The sequence below is a fragment of the Catellatospora sp. NPDC049609 genome, from assembly GCF_040675365.1.
Lineage (GTDB): Bacteria > Actinomycetota > Actinomycetes > Mycobacteriales > Micromonosporaceae > Catellatospora.
The window spans coordinates 1-15,753 of record NZ_JBFAOU010000179.1 but is presented as its reverse complement, the minus strand read 5'-3'; the positions used below and the strand labels follow the sequence as shown (position 1 = coordinate 15,753).

Below are 15,753 nucleotides of genomic sequence, written 5' to 3'. Positions count from 1 at the left end.
CGTCGCCGCCCTGGTCTCCGACCGCACCATCACCTGGTGAAACGCCCCGGAGCGGCCCATCACGCGACCTCAACTATTGCGCACAAGATCGTTAGAGGGATTAATGTGCCCCACGAAGTGGGATGGTCGCTGCCGTGCGTTATCGCTCGTGGGCAACGTGGCTGAGGGAACCCTCATTATCCGGCAGTTCCACCGCACGACCCGAGTGGTGACGTCGTCCACGGCGAGCAGGATCCTGCGTATCCCGCCCGCGCGGAACTACTGGAGTCCAGCTGAACGAATCGACCTGCGACGCTGGACCGAGCCAACAGGTTTCGATCCCCGAGCGTCTGGTCACGGTTGTCGGTCGAGCGCAAAAGACAGCTGTTCGGGCAGTTGCAGCGCGGCCGCGATCACGTGCATTCCCAGGCGCGGGGGAACGGCGTTACCGATCTGTTGGGCGATGTCGCCGCCCGACCACTTGTAGCCGTCACGGAACGTCTGTAGGAGACCCGCCTCATTCAGGGACAACCTAGGAAGTTCAACGCCACGAGTATCCAAGACCCTGTTTCGCGAGATCTTCCCAGTGACCGTCGCCGACGGCTCGTATGAATGGCGGCGGCCACGGGCCTTCGGATCTCCGCCGGTACCGTAGTTGGACACGACCACGAATTCACCATGACGGTGCCTTTGCAGCGCTTCGCCCATGGTGATCCAAGGCAGGGTTGCGTCGACGGCGTGATTGTCGAGGCCTTTGCGAAACCTGCGGTGTGTCGGCTCAGGAAGCGTCGGTTCGCCGCTCCGGCGCCAGAGATCGCTGTCACCCCAACGGGCTATGAGGATGGCACGGCGACGCGTCTGGGGGACGCCGAACTCCTCTGTGTGAAGAACCTTGGGTGGCGGGACCTGGTAGCCGCGTTCTCGCATGATCGCCGCGAATGCCTCCCATACAGGCAGGACCGCTGGCACCTGTTCGAGTATGACCGCCTCGTAAGGACGACCGTCCTCGATCGCTTGAAGAATCCAGCGGAGCGGTTCGAGTACGAGGCCGGTGCGCTCGTCGCTCAACCCCTTGAGGTCTGCGCGTACCGACTCCCTGTTCTCTCCGCCAGCGAGGCGTCGAGCGAACGTCAGTACCTGATCCAACGCCCGACGGCCTGTTCCGTTGCCTGCGACGGTGAACGTCTGGCATGGCGGACCTCCGGCGAGGACGTTAGCATCCTCGAAGTCTTCCGGGCCCAGATCGCGGACGTCTCGCGACGACGTCTCTAGGTGCTCGGCGTATCGCGTCGCGCAGGCATTGACATCCCACTCCACTCCGACGGCCGGCACACCCAGTTCGCGGGCGGCGGAGTCGAGCCCACCCGGCCCCGCGAACAGGTCGACGATCTTGAACGACGATGGGGTTGCTGCGCTTGGCACGGGCTCGATCTTAGCCGGCAAGGTCCGCGAGCGCCGTTCGGCCTGCTTTGCGATCGAGATGAGTCACGTGACCGCCCCGTCAAGTCATGGCGATATCGCCGACAGCCATCGGACACGTGTGCGGCGACCGTCTCGGTGTGCGACATCTGCACGATCTGATCTTGCCAGCGACTACGAACTCCAAGAACTGTCACAAAGCACCTTGTCTCAGGCGATCTTGCATGGCTGGAACGATGGCTACCGTTCAGGGTTGAGCAACCCGCGAACGTGCAACGTGGACGATCTCCGCGATTCGGCATGCCGCGACCTCGGCCGACTCGTGCTCCCACACCCTCAGGACGGTCCAGCCGGCGTCGGTGAGTAGACGGTCCGTCTCGAGGTCGCGTTCACGGTTACGCATGACCTTTTGCGCCCAGTAGTCGGCGTTTGTCTTCGCTACCGTGTGATGCTCTGGGCAGCCGTGCCAGAAGCATCCGTCGAGGAAGACCGCAACCTTCGCTCGGGAGAAGCATAGGTCCGCCGTCCTTCGGACCGCCTTCAACGGACGCACAGATACCCGGTAGCGCAGTCCCAGGCGATGTGCCGCTGATCGCAGCGCCAGTTCGGGGCGTGTATCTCGTCCCTTGTTGGACTGCATGCTCCGCCGCACGCCTGCGCTGGAGGCCCAACCTGAACCTGCATCTGTGGCCATCCGCCGATGCTCTCATGGATCGACTACATGCCACGCTGCCATGGTCCGGTGGGCATGGTCATCGTTTTGATCCGACGCCTCGCCACCGCCGCAACCCCGTCCGCCCACGCCACCCGCGCACATCCCGCTGACATCGCTATTCATGGGCTTTCAGACGCGGCCCGCTAGAAGGATATGAGCGCTCGTGCGTCGACTGGACAGCTCATACTCACGGTGACTGCGCAGGTGTACGTCGAACCTACGAATGCCAGAAGAAGCCGACGAACTACAAAACGAAACGCGTGTCCAAGTGCACTTGGACACGCGTACGCGAGAAACATCACTGGTGATGCATGATGGTGTCCGAGGGGGGACTTGAACCCCCACGCCCTATACGGGCACTAGCACCTCAAGCTAGCGCGTCTGCCATTCCGCCACCCGGACCGGTGGTGTCCGACCTCCGCCACACCCCCGAAGACGCATCTCCGCTGGTGTCCGGCGTCAGCCGCACGAGGCACAACTGTACACGCTGACCGTTGATCACGCACATCGGGTTACGGGTGTCGGTAGTCTCCGACCCGTGAACGCTGCCGTATGGGTGGTAGCCGGTCCCCCGGGCGCCGGCAAGTCGACCGTGAGCAGACTGCTCCTGCATTCCCTGACCCCGGTCCCCGCCCTCCTCGACAAGGACGTCCTCTACGGCAGCTTCGTCGCCGCCACGCTCGACGCGGCCGGCCGCCCCCACGGCGAGCGCGAGGGTCCCTGGTACGACGACCACATCAAGATCCACGAGTACGCCGGCATGACCGCCGCCGCCCGCCAGATCCGCTCGTTCGGCTGCCCCGTACTGCTCGACGCCCCCTTCACCGGCCAGATCCACGACCCCCAGCGCTGGGCGACCTGGGTCGACGAACTGGGCGGCGACCCAGTCCACCTGGTCTGGGTCCGCACCGACCCGGCAACCCTGCGCACCCGCCTGACCACCCGCGCCCTCCCCCGCGACGGGCAGAAGCTCGCGAGGTTCGACGAGTTCACCGAGGCGATCCGCGCCGGCGTCGAGCCCCCGGTCCCGCACCTCACCGTCGACAACCGCACCGGGGCCGACTCCCTGGAGCTCCAGGTCAAGCTCCTCCTCCCCCGCCGCTGACTACCACCTCACGGCGACGATCCTGCGCGAACGGCCCCCTGCCCCCGAATGAGCACGCCGCGGGACACACCCACGCAAGATCGTCGCCGCGGCCAGGTCAGCGCACCGGAGTGAGCAGGACCGCGAACGTGAAGTCCCCAGCATGGAGCTCATGCTGGGGCAGCACCCCCGGGCCGCAGGAGTTGCTCCCGATGCCGTGCTGAGCCAGGTCCACGTTGAGCCACACGTGATCACCTGCCACCAGCCCGGTGGGATGGCGGGCGGCGTCGAGCTGCTCCGAGGTCCACCGCCGCACGGTCAGCTGGAACACCGGATCGGTCTCGATCCGCACCCCCGCCCCCGACGCCTCGGTGAGCGTCGCCCAGCGCACGTCGAGCCGCGCCCCGTTCTCCTGCGGGAACACGTACGGCGTCTGCATTCCGTCGACCGTGCCGGCATACCGCCCGACTCGGGCCGCGAGCCGCGTGTCGGCGTACGCCTCGCCCGGTCCGCGGCCGAACCACTCCACCCGGTCGTACCCGGCGGGCAGCCCGAGCCGCAGCCCGAGCCGGGGCAGCGGCACGTTCCACACCCCGTCGGGCGTCACGGACAGCTCCAGCCGCAACGCCTCGCCCGCTTCGCTCCACCGGTACGTGACGTGCAGCCCCGCATCGACCGCCGCCGGCGCGACCCGCGTCCGCACGGTCAGCGCCCGCTCGTCGCGCTCGACGGAGACGACCCGCTCATGGACCCGGTGCAGCCCTGCCCAGCGCCACTTCGCCGCCAGCGCGTGCGCGTCGTTGTCAGTCGGCGCCCGCCACAGGTCGAGCCGCAGCGCGACCAGCCCGATCCCCGCGAACTCGACCAGCCTCCCCCGCTCGTCGAACCGCGCCGCCCGCGGTGCCACGAACCTCCCGCCCCCGCCGCCGTGCACGTCGTCCGACACCGCAGGCACCCCGGCCGGGGAACGGTTGTCGATGACGAAGGCTGCCACGCCGGTCCCGTTGACACCGGGTGCGCGCATGGCGAACACGCCGTCGGCCATCCCCGACGCGGCGGAGCCCACCGCCTGCCACTGCCCCCAGGCGACCTCGTGCCCCGCCGCAGCCCAGGCGGTGTTGGCGGCGAGCACCGCCCGCACCGTCCACCAGGCCTCGCCGGGCAACGGGGGCAGGTCCAGCGCGGGCAGCGCGACAGTCTCGCTCTTCCCGGCAGCCAGCGCCGGACACGGCAGCTCCCCGCCCGCCTGCTCGACCCCGTCGACCTCGTACGACCACCGCAGCACGAGCCCGGTCAGCTCCGCGAAGTCATACCGGTTCTCGATCGTGAACCCGCCGGACCCGTCGTCGCCGATCCGCACCGGTTCGATGACCATCTTGTATTCGAGCAGCCCCGGCGACGGCGTCCGGTCCGGGAACACGAGCCCGTCGCAGACGAAGTTCCCGTCGTGCAGCTCCTCCCCGAAGTCACCCCCGTACGCGAAGAACTCCCGCCCGTCGGCCGTCCGGCTGCGGATGCCGTGGTCGATCCACTCCCAGATGAACCCGCCCTGCAGCCGCTCATACCGCTCGAACAGCTGCTGGTACTCCCACAGCCCGCCGGGCCCGTTGCCCATCGCGTGCCCGTACTCGCACTGGATGAACGGCATCACGCGCCGCCGCGCGTCGAGCTCGGGATCGTCGAGCGGCGCCTCCTCGCCGCGCCCGATGAGCTCGACCTCCTCGTGCGAGGCGTACATCCGGCTGTACACGTCCGTGTACCGGCAGCTCGGATCGCCCTCGTAGTGCAGCGGCCGCGAAGCGTCCAGGGCCCGGATCGCCGCGGCCATGTGCCCGAGGTTCTCCCCGACCCCCGCCTCGTTCCCCAGCGACCACATGATCACCGACGGGTGGTTGCGGTCCCGGGCGACCATGCGCTCGGCCCGCTCGACCAGCGCGTCCCGCCACGCTGGGTCGCCGGTCGGATTGCGCCGCCACCCGTTCTCCTGAAACCCGTGGGTCTCCAGGTCGCACTCGTCGATCACCCAGAACCCGAGCTCGTCGCACAGCTCCAGGAACCTGGGGTGCGGCGGGTAGTGGCTGGTCCGCACCGCGTTGATGTTGTGCTGCTTCATCAGCACCAGATCGGCCCGCATCAGCTCCTCGCCGACGACCCGGCCGTGATCGGGATCGAACTCGTGCCGGTTCACGCCCCGGAACAGGATCGCCCGCCCGTTGACCTTGAGCTGCCCGTCCTCGACCGCGACCGTGCGGAACCCGACCGCGACCACGGCCCGCTCCGCGGCCGTGGCCACCTCGAGCCGATACAGCCGCGGCGTCTCCGCGGTCCACGGCGACACCGCCAATTCAAAGACACCATCAGCGGGTACGCCGTCAAGCCCCAGCTCGGCACACGTCAACACCGCACCGGCACCCGCCGACACCCGCAGCGTGCCCAGCCCGGTCCGGTGGTCGTACCCGGCCTCGACCCGCACGTCGCCCAGCCCACCCGCCGGCCGGGCGAGCAGCGTGACGTTGCGGAAGATCCCCGGCAGCCACCACATGTCCTGGTCCTCGACGTACGTCCCCGCCGACCACTGGTGCACCCGCACCGCGAGCACGTTGCCGCCGGGCCGCAGCAGGTGCCCGGCGGCGAACTCGCTGGGCAGCCGGCTGCCCGAGGTCACGCCGAGCTCGGTGCCGTTGAGCCAGATCCGCCCGCGCGAGTCGATGCCGTCGAACCGGATCACCGCGTCCCCGCCCGGCCAGCCCTCGGGCAGGTCGAACAGGAGCCGGTGGTCGCCGGTCGGGTTGTCGGTCGGCACGTGCGGCGGGTCGACGGGGATCGGATACCGCACGTTGGTGTAGATCGGGTTGCCCCACGCCCCGTCGCGCCTAGCGAGGGGCCAGTGCGACGGCACGGCGATCTCGTCCCACCCGCTGTCGTCGTACCCGGTCTCGGCGAAGTCCTTGGGCAGGTCGGCGACGGGCGACAGCCGGAACCGCCACGTCCCGTCGAGGGACAGCCGGGCCGCGTCGGTGTCCAGGTGGGCGCGGGGTGCCAGCGCCCCGTGGCCGGTCGTGGAGATCAGGTATCGCACCCCGACAGATTCCAACACGACCCATCAGATGTCAACGAGCCGGGCGCGGCACGCGCAGCGCAGCGGCGCCGACCGGGCATCGGCGCCGCTGCTGGAGTAAAGCTCAACGAAGCCGGTCACCCAGCGCCCACCGCACGGCCCGCGCGTCGGCGTCCGCGGCCTGCAACCGCATCGCCTCCGTCCCGGCATAGACCTCGCTGCCCGCGTACGCCCGCTCCTCCAAACCGAGCGCCGCCTCGGCCGCGGCCAGCCGCTCCTCGACGGACAGCCGCCGCCTGGCGGTCAGGAACAGCGTCTCCCCGTCGCTGTTCACCTGCGCCGCAACGATCAGCCCGGCCCCCGGCAGGTACGCGTGCCGCACCGGCGGCCCCAGCAGCGGGCTGAACTCCTCCACTACCAGCACCCCGTCGTAACAGATCGCCGGGGCACACACCTCACGCGCCGACGTATCCACCACGAACCCGCACCGCAGCAGCCCGATCCCCGGCGCCGCCGCACGCAGGTACGGCGGCTCGTCCACCTCCGGATCGCCGGGCACGACCACCCCTGCCCGCGCCCCGGCCACCCCCGCGATCCACGCCTCGGACGCACCGGTGACCGTCCCGTCCGCCGGCAGCACCGGATACGCCCCCAGCTGCCACACGTTCCGGTCGTCGTCCTGCGCCTGGAACAGCAGCGCCGACCCGGTCGCCACCCCCTCGGCGAGCTGCCGCTGCCACAGCACCCGCGCCCACACCCCGTCGATCCGCTTGACCAGGTCGGTGGCGGTCAGCACGACGGTCCGCGGCAGCGCCCGCCCGCCGTCGTTGGCGTGCACCTGCCAGGTGAGCTCGGTCCCCGCGGGCAGCGGCTGGTACCGCCCGTCCAGCTCCGTGGAGTCCTCGAACCGCCCAGGCCGGAACCCGGCCGGCGGCGGGCACGGCTCCGCGGCCCCGACGACCGTCGCGGCCGGACCGCCGGGATCAGCGGGTTCCGCCGCTCGCGCGGGGGCGACCAGCGTCGCGGCCACGGCGGTGACCGCCGACGCGAACGCGATGGTGAGGCGTGCTCGCCGCACTGCTCCGGTGGTCATGACGCCGCCCTCCGAAACCGAGACACCCGTGGGCACTTTCGGGGCATATCAGCAGGTTAGGTGCGATGCCGACGGCCGGGCCACCGACGTCACCCGCAAGCGCACGGCCGTCATCCCCACGCGCGACCAGCCAGGGCTCACGGCAGCCCGACATGGGACCGGGTTGGACACGCCGGTCGAATTCGACGTGCACGTCGGGGAGGCGGCCGCCTGAACGGCTTGACCCTGACGCGACGGGAGGCGCGAACCTTACCCGGTAACGCACCCGAGCAAGGAGAACTCCCATGACCGAGCCGGCACCCCGGCCCGCCCCCGGCATCGACCGCGACATCTACCCGATGCCGGCGTTCGTGAAGTTCGAGGCCGCCGACCTGCCCGCCACCACCCGCTGGTACGAGGCGGCCGGGTTCGTCGTACTCGCCGCGATGCCCGGCCCAGGCGACGCGACGATGCTGGTCCACCTGCGGCGCCAGCGGCACCAGGACATCCTCGTGGTCCCCGCCCGCGGAGCGGCGACCGGCGGGCTGCGCGTCATCATGGCCGCCGGCGGCGACGACCTGGCGCAGCGCGCCGCGGACCTGGCCGCGGCACCCGGCGGGACGGTCGAGGGTCCCGCGCCGACGCCGTGGCGCAGCACCGATCTGACGCTGACCGATCCGGACGGCAACGTGGTGGTCCTCACCGAGCCCCGCCTGGCCGAGATCGAAACCGACACCGCCTGGTCGGACATGGTCCGCGGCAGCATCGGCCGCCCGGTGTCCTGAACCGCCGCCGACCGGCGGTCACACTTGGCTGGTGTCCTGACCGGCGGCTGCTCGGCTATGCGGCCGGGTCGCCGTCGGCGGCGAGATTCGCGAGCATGCGGTCCAGCATGCCGCGCAACTGTGCCACCTGCGTGTCGTCGAACCCGGCCAGCAGCCTGCCGACGGCGTGCCCGAACGCGGGCTGCAGGTGCGGCACCACCGCCTGGCCCTGAGCGGTGAGCTCGATGACGACGGCCCGCCGGTCCTGCGGATGCCTGGCGCGGCGCACCAGGCCCTTGCCTTCGAGCCGGTCGAGCAGCCGGGTCATGCCCGCGGTGTCGGTGCCGAGCGCCGCCTTGAGGCTGCTGGGCGTGGCGGGCTCGCCGGCCGCGTGCAGCAGCAGCGCGGCCTGCTGGCTGGTCAGGTCGTGGCGGGCGAGGTCGCGGTCCAGCATGGTGGTGAACTCGCGGGCCACCTTGTGCAGCAGCGAGCCGGCGCCGAGCGCGGGCAGCCCTGGGGCTTGTGCAGCCGATGCGGATCGTTCCATGCCCGGACCCTAACACGCTGTCGCGACATTTGCTGTCGCGACAGCTTTTTGGAAGCCTGCCCGGTCACGCCCGCGAGCCGGCACGCTCCGGAACGCGCTGCACCCCCAGCACCGCGACCGGGTCCCGGTACGCCCGCGCCAGCAGCGTCACCCAGTCGTAGATCGCGCTCTCGTTCGGCGCGAGCGGCCCCGGCGTGTGGTGCGGCGACGACAGCCCCCGCTGCACCGACTCGCACGCCGCCCAGTCCTGCCGGTTGGTGACGTCCCAGAAGTCGACCGCGTACGACGGGTCTTCCACCGACTCGTCGAACAGCCACACGCACTCGACCAGCGTCCGGTCCACGGCCAGCGGCGTCATCCGGTGCGCCATCACGTAGTCCGGGTGCAAAGACAGCAGCACGTTCGGGAACAGCCCCAGGTAGCGCACCGTGCGCCGGTCCACCCCGTCGAGCATCACCCCCCGCGAGCGCCCGTCCAGCGACATCGTCTCGGCGTGCTCGCGCAGCTCCATCGACCCGCCGAGCCAGTGCCCGGGCTCGTGCCAGTTGTCGCCGGAGTTCGGCGGCGTCACCGCGCACAGCTCCGGGTGGATCAGCGGGCAGTGGTAGCACTCGTGGTAGTTCTCCGCGACGACCTTCCAGTTCGCCGCGACCTCGTAGCGGTGCACGGCCTTGACCTCGAGCTTCTCCGGCGCGTACGGCGCGACCAGCGCATCGAGCGTGCCCAGGTGCTGCTCGAACGGCATCGCGGTCCCGGTGGCGTTGACGAACACCCACCCGTGCCAGTCCACCGCGGGCAGCTCGACCAGCCCGAACCGCTGCGTCTCGAACTCCTCGCCCATCCTCGGCGCGGTCCGCAGCGTCCCGTCCAGGCCGTACGCCCAGCCGTGGTACGGGCACACCAGCGAGCGCCGCTCGCACCGGCCGCCGTCGGGCAGCAGCTCGTGGCCGCGGTGCCGGCAGGCGTTGGCGAACGCGCGGACCCGCTCGCCGGTCAGCGTCAGCACGACGGCGACGTCGCCGACGGTCAGCGCGTGCTGGTTGCCCTCGGCGGCCAGCTGCGCCCGCCGCCCCAGGCAGGTCCACGAGCCCGCGAACAGGTGCCGCCGCTCCCAAGCGAGCACGGCCGGGTCGGTGTACGCGGCGACGGGCAGCATCCGCGACGACCCGAACGGCGCCAGCGCGGCGTCGAGCCCGTCGGCGGGCAGCGGCGCGGCGCTCATCGCCGCCCCCAGCGGCTGTCGCGCATGACCTGCCGGACCACGTTGCGCCCCGGGATCCCGGTGACCCCGCCGCCCCCGTGCGTGGCGGACCCGGCCTGATAGAGCCCCTTGATCGGGGTACGCAGGTCGGCGTACCCCGCCGCGGGCCGGCAGTGGAACATCTGCCCGGGCGTCAGTTCGCCGTGGAAGATGTTGCCGCCGATCAGGCCGTACTCGGTCTCCATCTCGTGCGGGCCGATGACCTGCCGCGCGATGACCGAGTCGGTGAACCCGGGCGCGACCGCCTCCATCCGCGCGACGAGCCGGTCGGCGTAGGCGTCCAGCCCGGCCGGGTCGGGCCGGGCGGCCCAGGTGTGCGGCACCCACTGGGTGAACATGCTGACCACGTGCTTGCCCTCGGGCGCGAGGCTCGGGTCGAACACCGACGGGATGCACACGTCGGCGAACGGCAGCGTCGCGGCTTTCCCTGCGGCGGCCTCCTGGAACGCGGTCTCCACGTCGTCGAGCGACTCCGACAGCACGATGGTGCCGCCGTGCACGTCCGGGTCGAAGTCGGGGTGGCTGGCGAACGTCGGCAGCCGGTCCACCGCGAAGTTGACCTTCACGGTGCCCGAGCGGGTCTGCCACGACTCGATGTCGGCCACGAAGTCGCCGGGCAGCTCGTCGCTGTCCAGCAGCCGCAGGAACGAGATCTTCGGGTGTGCGGTGGTGATGACGGTCGGCGCGGTCAGCTGCTCGCCCGAGGCGAGGGTGACGCCGGTGACGCGGCCGCCGCGGGTGTCGATGCGGGCCACGGTGGCCTCGGTGCGGATCTCGGCGCCGAAGGAGCGGGCCGAGGCGGCCAGCGCCGCGGTGACCCCGCCCATGCCGCCGCGCGGGAAGCCCCACGCCGCGGACTGCCCGCCGGTCTGGTCCAGGTGGTGGTGCAGCGTGACGAACGCGGTGCTGGCGCTGCGCGGGCCGCCCCAGGTGCCGATGACGCCCGACACCGACAGCAGGCCACGCATCGCGTCGGAGGAGAACCGGTCCTCGACCAGGTCGGCGATGCTGGCGGTGAACAGCCGGGTCAGGTCGAACGCGGCCCGCACGTCGACCTTGCGCAGCGTCTTGAGCAGCGCGGCCTGGCCGAGCAGGTCGCCGGGGCGCTGGGAGCCGAGCTTGGGCGGGATCGCGTCGAGCAGCGGCCCGACCTTCGCGCCGAGCCCGCCGAGCCAGGCCTCCCAGCGCTCGTAGGCGTCCGCGTCGGCCCTGGCGAACTTGGCGATCTCGTCGTGGCGCCGCCGGGGGTCCCCGACCAGGTGCAGGTGGCGGCCGTCGCGGCGGGGCGCGAAGTAAGGGCCCTGCGGGTAGACGTGGTAGCCGTGCTCGGCCAGGCGCAGGTCGCGCACCATGTCGGGGGGCAGCAGGCTGACCACGTACGACAGCGAGGTGATCAGGAAGTCGGGTCCGAAGGGTCGCTCGGACACGGCGGCGCCGCCGACGGTGTGCCGGCGTTCCAGCACCACCACCCTGCGCCCCGCGCGAGCCAGGTACGCCGCGGCGACGAGGCCGTTGTGCCCGCCACCGATGATGATCACGTCATGGGTCACGCCAGCAGTCTGACTGACTGACCACTCAGTTGGGAAGACCCATGTTCACCTAGTGGTATTCGCAGACATGATTTTCTCACGATCCGGAGCAGCACCGCAACCGGCCGCCCGCACGCGATCCGGGAACGGGCCCCGACGCCTCACCCGAACAGGAACGGCGCCGTGCCCGACTGCTCCTCGTACCAGTCCGTCTGCTGATCGGTGAACCAGGCGAACAGCGCGAACGGCCCGCAGCAGAACAGCAGCCCGGCACACACGGCCAGCACGGACAGGACGACGGTGGCGATCACCGCCACCCGCAGGATCTTCTTGCTGCCGTCGTCGGGCACGGGAGTCAGAGGCGCAGTCACGCGCCGCAGCGTAGACGCCCTCCGCACGCTCCAGGGGCGGTGCCGCCGGGGCGGCCGGTCCGGCGGCGTTGCTGACGTTGCGCAGCAGCTTGCCGTACTTCCAGCGCATGATGTCCGGGCGCGGCACGCTCAGGCCGCCGCGGCCAGCCGCTTAAGGACACCGTGCCGCTCCGGGTGCGCCAGCTTCTCCAGCAGCTCCAGCGCCTCACGCCAGCAGACCCGGGCCGTCTGCGCAGCGCCCAGCGCCAGGTGGCTGTCGCCGAGCCGGATGAGGCTGCACGCCCGGCCGTAGTCCTCCCCGTGCAGCGCGAACAGGCGCACCGCCGCGGCGTAGCTGTCCACCGCCTGCCCGTGCTCGCCCATGCGCTGCCGGGTCTGGCCCAGGCAGTCCCAGGCGGCCGCCTGCCCGAAGCGATCGCCCAGCTCCTGCGACAGCGCCAGGAACCGCCGGGCATGGGCCAGCGACGGCACCAGGTCGCCCAGTTGCAGGCACGCCCACCACATGCCGACCACCGCCAGCACCTGCCCGGCCCGGTGCCCGGCCGCCTCGTACCGCTGCCGGGCCAGCTCGCTGTGGTGCAGCGTGGCGTGGTAGTCGTCCTGCTGGGAGTACGCCAGCGCCAGGCTCAGCTCGGTCCGGGCCTGCCCGCTCGGCTCGGCGAGGTCGGCCCACTGCGACAGCCCCAGCCGGTAGAGGGTGTGCGCGTCGTCGCGCTGCGGCCGGGCGGCCCCGCGCGGACCGGCGTTGCCCCGCCGGGTCAGGAAGTCGGCCAGCGTCCACACCAGCTGCCACGCGTGCTCCTCGAAACCCTCCTCGGCCGCGCGGCGGATCGACGCCGCGAGCACCGCCTGCTCCGCGGTGAACCACGCCAGCGCCGCCCGCTCGCTGCCGATGCGCCGCGGGACGGCGCCGGGCGCCGGGGGCTTCACCTCGATCGGCTCCCGGTCGGGCGCCAGCAGCAGCGCCGCCCGGCAGGCGGTGTGCAGGTAGTGGTCGAGCAGCCGGTGCAGCGCCGCCCGCCGCTGCTCGGCGCTGTCCTCGGCCGCGCAGATCTCCGCGGCGTACGCCCGCAGCAGGTCGTGGAACCGGAACCGGCCGGGTGCGTGCTCGCTGACCAGCTGCGCCCGCGCCAGCTCGGCCAGCATCGCCGCGCCCCGGCCCTGGCCCACCCCGGCCAGGCTCGCGGCGGCGGGGCCGGTGATGTCCGGGCCCGGCGCCAGCGACAGCAGCCGGAACAGCCGGGCCGTGCCCGGCGCCAGCATGCGGTGGCTCCACGAGAACACCGCCCGCAGGTCGGTGCTCGCGTCCGCGCTGCGCAGCGTGTCGAGCACCCGGCCGGCCTCGGCCAGCTCACCGGCGAGCTGCCCCAGCGGGAACTGCGGGCGCAGCGCCGCCCGCGCGCCGACCAGCGCGAGCGCCAGCGGCAGCCGGGCGCAGGAGTCGGCCAGCCGCGCGAGCGCCTCGGGCTCCTCCCGCGCCCGCGGCCCGATCCGGGCCGCCAGCAGCTCCGCCGCCTCGGCGTCGCCGAGCAGGTCCAGCACCAGCAGGTGCGCGCCCTCGGCGGCGACCAGGCCGTCCAGGTCGCCGCGGGCGGTGACCAGCACCAGGCAGCCCGGGGCGCCGGGCAGCAGCGGGCGGACCTGGCCGGCGTCGCGGGCGTTGTCCAGCACGATCAGCATGCGCCGGTCGGCGAGCAGGCTGCGGAACAGGGCCGCCTGCGCGGGCAGGTCCGCGGGCACCCGGCTCGCGGGCACGCCGAGGGCGTCGAGGAAGCCGCGCACCGCCTCACCGGCGGTCACCGCACGGCCGCTGGGATCGAAACCGCGCAGGTCGACGTACAGCTGACCGTCGGGGAAGGCCGGTCGTGCCCGGTGCGCCCAGTGCAGGGCCAGGGTCGTCTTGCCGATGCCGGCGGTGCCGACGACCAGGACGACGGCCAGCGCGGTGGACTGCCCGGCCGCCCGGTCGAGCAGGTCGTCCAGGCGGCGCAGCTGCGCCGCCCGGCCGGTGAACCCGGCCAGCGCCGCCGGCAGCTGGGCCGGACCGGCCTGACCTGCGGACGGTGCCGGGGCGGGCCGAGCGCCGGGTGTGGCGCCGGACGGTGCCGGGCCGGGCTGACCGATGGGCGTGGTGTCGAGGGGCGTGGTGCCGGGCGGGTCATGGCCGGCCATCGCCTCGGGCCGGGCGGTGGTGAGCAGGCGCTCGCGTTCGCCGGCGCTGAGGCCGAGGGCGTCGGCGAGCAGGGCGACGGTGCCCGGTCGCGGCCGGGTGATGCGGCCGGCCTCCAGGTCGCGCACGTGCCGGGCGCTGAGCCCGGCCCGGTGGGCCAGCTGCTCCTGGGTCGCCGCGGCCCTCAGCCGACCGGCGCGCAGCAGCTGCCCGAACGTCCATCCCCCGTGCACCTGCGGAGATTAACAGGTTCCCATATTCCCCTCAATCTCCGGATGATCTCCTGTCCCGCTCCCGGGCACCCGGCCAGACTCATCCCGGCGCGACAACCAGCGTCGATCCGACAAGGAAGGAACTGCGCTCATGATCAGAGCCCTCAGCCGAGCGGCCGTCCTGCTCGCGGCACTGGCCGCGACGATCCTGCCGACCGCCACCGCGGCCCAGGCCGGCGACCACACCACGTGCCCGCCGGGCTACGTGTGCGCCTGGTCCGACCGGGACTTCAACGGAGCCCGCAAGGACATGCAGTACAGCAACGCCCGCTGGACCTGGGGGGAGAGCCGTTGCCCCCAGACCGGCACCTGGCTCAACTGCGCGTCGTCGGTCTTCAACAACGGTCGCGAGTGCGACGTGTGGCTGTGGTCCGGCCTCGACTACAGCGGCCAGGCCCTCTACCTCTACCGGACCAGCCGGCTCGCGTTCCTGAACCAGAACGCCGGCCCCAGCCCGGTCGGCTCGTGGGAGGACATCATCAAGTCCAACCACTGGTGCCGGTCGAAGCCGTGACCTGATGGACACCCGCCGCCGGCCGGAACCGACCACGGCCACCCGACGCATCCCGGCCGGCCTGCTGCCGGCACTCCTGCTGGCGGCGACGCTCGCCGGCTGCGGCACCACGCAGCCGGCGGGCGGGTCCCCGCCCGCCGCACCCGCCGTCCCGATCGAGCTCGACGCCGCCGCGCTGGACCTGGTCACCTGGTCCGGCACGTTCCCCGCCGGGCACCACCTGGTGCTGCGCGCCATGGCGAAGGTCACCGCCGACTGCATGCGCACACACGGCTTCACCTGGACGCCGTACGCGGCCGAACCGCCCCTGGACGGCACCGACGAGCAGCGCACGCTCGACCTCGAACGGCGCCGCCGCGACGGCTACGGCCTGTGGCGCACCGACGGCGACGGCGCGCAGGAACCGCCGTCGGCCGACCCGGCCGCCGACGAGCCCCGCTACCAGCAGGCCCTCAACGGCGACCCCGCGCGCACCGGCTCCCTCGACGTGCCCGGCCTGGGCACCATCACCTACGCCCTGGACGGCTGCACCGCCCGCGGCTACGCCACCGTCTTCGGCGACATCACCACCTGGGCCCGCGTGGCCTACCTGCCGCAGGGCATCAACCGCACCGCGGCCCGCACCGCCGCCGCCCACCCCCGTCACGGCGAGGCGCTCGCCGCGTGGAGCCGGTGCATGGCGGGCCACGGCCACCGCTACGCCACGCCCGACGACATCCGGGTCGCCCTCGGCACGGCCTACCGCCAGTCGGGCGGCAGGGCCGAGGACCGTCGCGAAGCCGAGGTCGCCCTGGCGGTGCAGGACGCCCGGTGCGACCAGCAGGTCCGGCTCACCGCCACCGAGCTGGAGCTGCGCCGCGAAGCGGTGCGCGCGCTGGCCGTCGACCAGCGCGCCGAGATCGCGCGGCTGTCGGCCGGCTTCACGGCCGCCGTGGCCCGTGCCCGCTCGCTGCTGGCGGCATGACGTCGCGTGCCAGGCCATAGGTGATGGCCTGGCA

The 15,753-nt window shown here is 72.2% G+C and carries 13 protein-coding genes and 1 tRNA gene; 4 read left to right on the top strand and 10 right to left on the bottom strand.

What is annotated here, in order from left to right:
• Positions 1–333: 333 nt before the first annotated feature.
• The 3 genes from AB0J67_RS32855 to AB0J67_RS32845 all read right to left on the bottom strand — a co-directional run bounded on the left by AB0J67_RS32855 (position 334) and on the right by AB0J67_RS32845 (position 2,515).
• A complete protein-coding gene (locus tag AB0J67_RS32855) occupies positions 334–1,401 on the bottom strand; it encodes a DNA cytosine methyltransferase (RefSeq protein WP_363488205.1) in 1,068 nt (355 codons plus the stop codon).
• A gap of 244 nt (positions 1,402–1,645) precedes the next feature.
• Positions 1,646–2,092, bottom strand: a complete 447-nt coding sequence (locus AB0J67_RS32850) for a very short patch repair endonuclease (RefSeq protein ID WP_363488203.1) — start codon at positions 2,090–2,092, stop codon at positions 1,646–1,648.
• A gap of 336 nt (positions 2,093–2,428) precedes the next feature.
• Positions 2,429–2,515: transfer RNA gene (locus AB0J67_RS32845), tRNA-Leu, on the bottom strand.
• 136 nt (positions 2,516–2,651) lie between these two features.
• Here AB0J67_RS32845 and AB0J67_RS32840 point away from each other — a divergent pair.
• Complete coding sequence (locus AB0J67_RS32840) at positions 2,652–3,218, top strand: AAA family ATPase (protein ID WP_363488202.1); 567 nt, start codon at positions 2,652–2,654, stop codon at positions 3,216–3,218.
• Between the two features lie 97 nt (positions 3,219–3,315).
• On the opposite strand, the gene AB0J67_RS32835 is transcribed toward AB0J67_RS32840, so the two are convergent.
• Both AB0J67_RS32835 and AB0J67_RS32830 read right to left on the bottom strand, forming a co-directional pair.
• A complete protein-coding gene (locus AB0J67_RS32835; protein WP_363488200.1) occupies positions 3,316–6,276 on the bottom strand; it encodes a glycoside hydrolase family 2 TIM barrel-domain containing protein in 2,961 nt (986 codons plus the stop codon).
• 103 nt (positions 6,277–6,379) lie between these two features.
• Positions 6,380–7,348, bottom strand: coding sequence for a hypothetical protein (locus AB0J67_RS32830; RefSeq protein WP_363488198.1), 969 nt, complete (start codon positions 7,346–7,348; stop codon positions 6,380–6,382).
• Between the two features lie 284 nt (positions 7,349–7,632).
• Between AB0J67_RS32830 and AB0J67_RS32825 the strand changes: the two genes are divergently transcribed.
• A complete protein-coding gene (locus tag AB0J67_RS32825; protein WP_363488196.1) occupies positions 7,633–8,112 on the top strand; it encodes a VOC family protein in 480 nt (159 codons plus the stop codon).
• A 55-nt stretch (positions 8,113–8,167) separates the two neighbouring features.
• On the opposite strand, the gene AB0J67_RS32820 is transcribed toward AB0J67_RS32825, so the two are convergent.
• From AB0J67_RS32820 to AB0J67_RS32800, 5 genes are all read right to left on the bottom strand, one after another.
• A complete protein-coding gene (locus AB0J67_RS32820) occupies positions 8,168–8,638 on the bottom strand; it encodes a MarR family transcriptional regulator (protein ID WP_363488194.1) in 471 nt (156 codons plus the stop codon).
• Positions 8,639–8,702: 64 nt separating this feature from the next.
• A complete protein-coding gene (locus tag AB0J67_RS32815; RefSeq protein WP_363488192.1) occupies positions 8,703–9,860 on the bottom strand; it encodes an aromatic ring-hydroxylating dioxygenase subunit alpha in 1,158 nt (385 codons plus the stop codon).
• Positions 9,857–11,449: an NAD(P)/FAD-dependent oxidoreductase gene (locus AB0J67_RS32810; protein WP_363488190.1), complete on the bottom strand. Its 1,593-nt coding sequence runs from the start codon at positions 11,447–11,449 to the stop codon at positions 9,857–9,859. The genes AB0J67_RS32815 and AB0J67_RS32810 overlap by 4 nt, the downstream gene beginning before the upstream one ends.
• A gap of 140 nt (positions 11,450–11,589) precedes the next feature.
• Positions 11,590–11,799, bottom strand: a complete 210-nt coding sequence (locus AB0J67_RS32805) for a hypothetical protein (protein ID WP_363488188.1) — start codon at positions 11,797–11,799, stop codon at positions 11,590–11,592.
• A gap of 129 nt (positions 11,800–11,928) precedes the next feature.
• Positions 11,929–14,202, bottom strand: coding sequence for a helix-turn-helix domain-containing protein (locus tag AB0J67_RS32800; RefSeq protein WP_363488186.1), 2,274 nt, complete (start codon positions 14,200–14,202; stop codon positions 11,929–11,931).
• Between the two features lie 130 nt (positions 14,203–14,332).
• Here AB0J67_RS32800 and AB0J67_RS32795 point away from each other — a divergent pair, with 130 nt between their 5' ends.
• Complete coding sequence (locus AB0J67_RS32795) at positions 14,333–14,755, top strand: peptidase inhibitor family I36 protein (RefSeq protein ID WP_363488184.1); 423 nt, start codon at positions 14,333–14,335, stop codon at positions 14,753–14,755.
• A gap of 4 nt (positions 14,756–14,759) precedes the next feature.
• Positions 14,760–15,719, top strand: a complete 960-nt coding sequence (locus AB0J67_RS32790) for a hypothetical protein (RefSeq protein ID WP_363488182.1) — start codon at positions 14,760–14,762, stop codon at positions 15,717–15,719.
• Positions 15,720–15,753: the final 34 nt, after the last annotated feature.

What these genes read in the sequence shown, in the direction of transcription:
- AB0J67_RS32850 (WP_363488203.1), bottom strand. Translation starts at nt 2,092, where the DNA reads ATGGCCACAGATGCAGGTTCAGGTTGGGCCTCCAGCGCAGGCGTGCGG.
- AB0J67_RS32830 (WP_363488198.1), bottom strand. Translation starts at nt 7,348, where the DNA reads ATGACCACCGGAGCAGTGCGGCGAGCACGCCTCACCATCGCGTTCGCG.
- AB0J67_RS32825 (WP_363488196.1), top strand. Translation starts at nt 7,633, where the DNA reads ATGACCGAGCCGGCACCCCGGCCCGCCCCCGGCATCGACCGCGACATC.
- AB0J67_RS32820 (WP_363488194.1), bottom strand. Translation starts at nt 8,638, where the DNA reads ATGGAACGATCCGCATCGGCTGCACAAGCCCCAGGGCTGCCCGCGCTC.
- AB0J67_RS32815 (WP_363488192.1), bottom strand. Translation starts at nt 9,860, where the DNA reads ATGAGCGCCGCGCCGCTGCCCGCCGACGGGCTCGACGCCGCGCTGGCG.
- AB0J67_RS32795 (WP_363488184.1), top strand. Translation starts at nt 14,333, where the DNA reads ATGATCAGAGCCCTCAGCCGAGCGGCCGTCCTGCTCGCGGCACTGGCC.
- AB0J67_RS32790 (WP_363488182.1), top strand. Translation starts at nt 14,760, where the DNA reads ATGGACACCCGCCGCCGGCCGGAACCGACCACGGCCACCCGACGCATC.